The 2,663-nt window shown below is 64.3% G+C and carries 4 protein-coding genes; 1 reads left to right on the plus strand and 3 read right to left on the minus strand.

Annotation, left to right across the window (positions count from 1 at the left end):
* Both SP6_RS19870 and SP6_RS19875 read right to left on the minus strand, forming a co-directional pair.
* Positions 1 to 618: c-type cytochrome (locus SP6_RS19870; RefSeq protein ID WP_156146136.1), on the minus strand; the 618-nt coding region annotated here is incomplete at its 3' end.
* Positions 618 to 1,244: a cation efflux transmembrane domain-containing protein gene (locus SP6_RS19875; RefSeq protein WP_004212870.1), complete on the minus strand. Its 627-nt coding sequence runs from the start codon at positions 1,242 to 1,244 to the stop codon at positions 618 to 620. The genes SP6_RS19870 and SP6_RS19875, both read right to left, overlap by 1 nt.
* A gap of 78 nt (positions 1,245 to 1,322) precedes the next feature.
* Between SP6_RS19875 and SP6_RS19880 the strand changes: the two genes are divergently transcribed.
* A complete protein-coding gene (locus tag SP6_RS19880; protein WP_004212867.1) occupies positions 1,323 to 1,739 on the plus strand; it encodes a MerR family transcriptional regulator in 417 nt (138 codons plus the stop codon).
* Here the strand turns inward: SP6_RS19880 and SP6_RS20680 are convergent.
* Positions 1,733 to 2,663, minus strand: a 931-nt coding sequence (locus SP6_RS20680) for a PDZ domain-containing protein (RefSeq protein ID WP_042469580.1), incomplete at its 5' end; no start/stop codon positions are given. The two genes, SP6_RS19880 and SP6_RS20680, sit on opposite strands and share 7 nt — an antisense overlap.

Genomic DNA, 2,663 nt, shown 5'->3' on the forward strand with positions numbered 1-2,663 from the left:
CAGATCGGCGAAGCTCTGCATCGCCGTCCCGTCGATGCCCTGCGTCACCACCTGATAGAGCGCGAAGACGCTGCGCTGGCGCGCACGTTCGGCATCGGTAAAGGCGATCGGGGGTGTCGCGAGCTTGGCGGCGTCGGGGCCACGGCCGTTGCCCGTCATGCCGTGACAGGACGCGCAGGATTGTTGGAACAGGGCATGGCCGGAGACGAGGTTCGGAGCCTTATCGGGCGCGAGCGGCACCGGGTAGGCGCGCAGCAGATCGGCCGCGAGCCCGTGCGCCAGTGTTGCCACCTGTTCAGTCGATCCCTTTTCCGCGATTACCGCTTGGAGGTTGGCGGCCCGCTGAATGAGGGCTTGGCGCTCCGGCTTCGCCGGCAGGCCTTGAAGCCGTGTCGAGACCGACGCGGCAAACTCATTCATTTCGGCGTATTCCGACGCGCTCTTGATCCGACCGTTCGCGACCGCGCCTCCATAATCGACGGCCATATAGTCGAGCAGCCGCCATGCGGTTTGCACGTCGCCGGGTTCGGCGAATGCCGCAGCAGGGATCAGCAGCGCAGCGAGCGCGGCGAGCAGCCGCAGCGAGAGCATTGCCCGGATCAAGGTGAGCAGACGCACTACCGCTCTCCCAGTTCGCGCCGAGCGCCAGTGACGATTTCATAAGCGGAGTGGAGGAACAGGAGGGCGATGAGGCCGGCGACGGCGAGGTCCGGCCAGGCGCTTCCTGTCCACGCCACCAGACCGGCCGCGGCGATCACCGCGACATTGGCGAGCGCGTCGTTGCGGCTGAACAGCCAGATCGCGCGAACATTGGCGTCCCCTTCCCGGAAACGCGCAAGCACCAAGGCGGACACGACATTGATCGCGAGCGCGACAACGCCGATTGTGCCCATCAGTTCGGCATCCGGCGCGGTTGCGTTCAGGGCGCGCCAAATCGCGAAACCGATTACGCCCACGCCAAGCGCACCGAGAAACAACCCCTGCGTCAGCGCGACCTTTGCCCTCGCCCGTGCGGACCAGGCAAGCGCGAGAAGACCGATAAGGCTGATCGACCCGTCCCCGAGAAAATCGAGGGAATCCGCTTTCAGCGCTTGGCTATCGGCGATGAACCCGCCGAACAGCTCGGCGACTCCGAAGCCGAGGTTGAGCACCACGACGGTCAGCAGCGCACGGCGATAGGCCGGATCGGTTTGCGCGCGCGCGGGCTCCCCGTGGCACCCGCAGCTTTCGGTAGAAGCATTCATGCGGCCTTCCTTACCACCTCCAGTCGCTGTAGAAGCAAGCGAAATGTGCGACACGTTCGCATTAGCAAGGATGGCATGATGAAGCCGGTGATGATTGGGCAGCTCGCCAGCGAGACGTCGACAAAAGTGACGACGATCCGGTTTTATGAGTCGATCGGGTTGCTGCGCTCCGCCCCGCGCACGGCGTCGGGCCGTAGAACCTATGATGCCAGCGACATCGAGCGTTTGCACTTCATCCGCAACGGTCGCCGGCTCGGCTTTTCGGTCGACGAAATACGATCGTTGATGGGGCTGGCGCAGAACCCGGACCAGGATTGTGGTGCCGCCTCAGCTATCGCTGCTCAGCACCTCAAGGATGTTGAGGAGAGGCTGGCGCAACTCGCGGTGTTGCGGGATGAGTTGGCAATGCTCAGCCAGAGCTGCACCAAGGCGCGCATGGCCGATTGTCGGATCATGAAGGCGATCGGCAAAGGCCACCCTCAAGCCGATCAGTAATAGTCGGCTAGCCTGAGGTCGCGCACATCACCCGAGGCCATCGTCAGCTTTACGAGGGTGCCAGCAGGCCGGGAGCGCACTTGCCAGAGCTCCCCACGCGTATAGTTCGCATCGATCGAATGGCCGTTCACCGCCACGATCCGGTCGCCGACCGCCCAGCCAGCCTTTTCCGCGGGACTGTTCGCCGCCACATGAACGACGGTGAGCGCCGTTGGTGAGGCTGCGAGGCCAAGGCCGCTACGGTCCTTCAGCATCGGCAGGCGACGACGAGGACCGAGTGGCCGGAGCCACACGAATCCGGCGGTCACGTCGAACACCACGTCGAATTGAGCGATCAGCGGTAGGCCGACATTGCCAACCGTGCTGGTGGAGAGCCAAGCTCTCATCCCGAGTGTGGGGACGTTCGAGACGCCAAGCCCTTCAATGTTGATGTTCTGGGTTGTGAAAGCATCGTTGACTCGCACGCCATCGACGCCGCCGATCGCCGCGGTCGAGACGAGCTTCCCGTTCAACAGCCCTTGATCGCGGGCATAGGCCGACGAGAGCATCAGCGCGGCCGAGCTGCCAAGATCGATCATCAAGGGCACGGGAGACAGGCCCTCGACGGAGGCCCGGATGAACAGCTCCTGCTTGGCACCGCGTCCGAGCGCGACAGCGCGCCAGTCGGGGCCGGCGAGAAACGTGCCTGACTTGACGACCGCCATACGCCTGTTCGCGAAATCGAGCGCGATGCAGCTGCCCGTGAACATATCGGCACCGAGGAGAACGTCGATCGGTCGTCCGAAGGCCGCCGACACTGAACTCAGATCACCAACAACGGCAAAGGGTAAGCGACGGGTTTCGCGGGCGAGCTGTACGTCGATGTCGCGGACCAGCAGCACCGGGGCCTTGGCGCTCAGCCCGCTAATCATGCGCCGCTCACCA

The organism is Sphingomonas paucimobilis NBRC 13935 (genome assembly GCF_000739895.2).
Lineage (GTDB): Bacteria > Pseudomonadota > Alphaproteobacteria > Sphingomonadales > Sphingomonadaceae > Sphingomonas > Sphingomonas paucimobilis.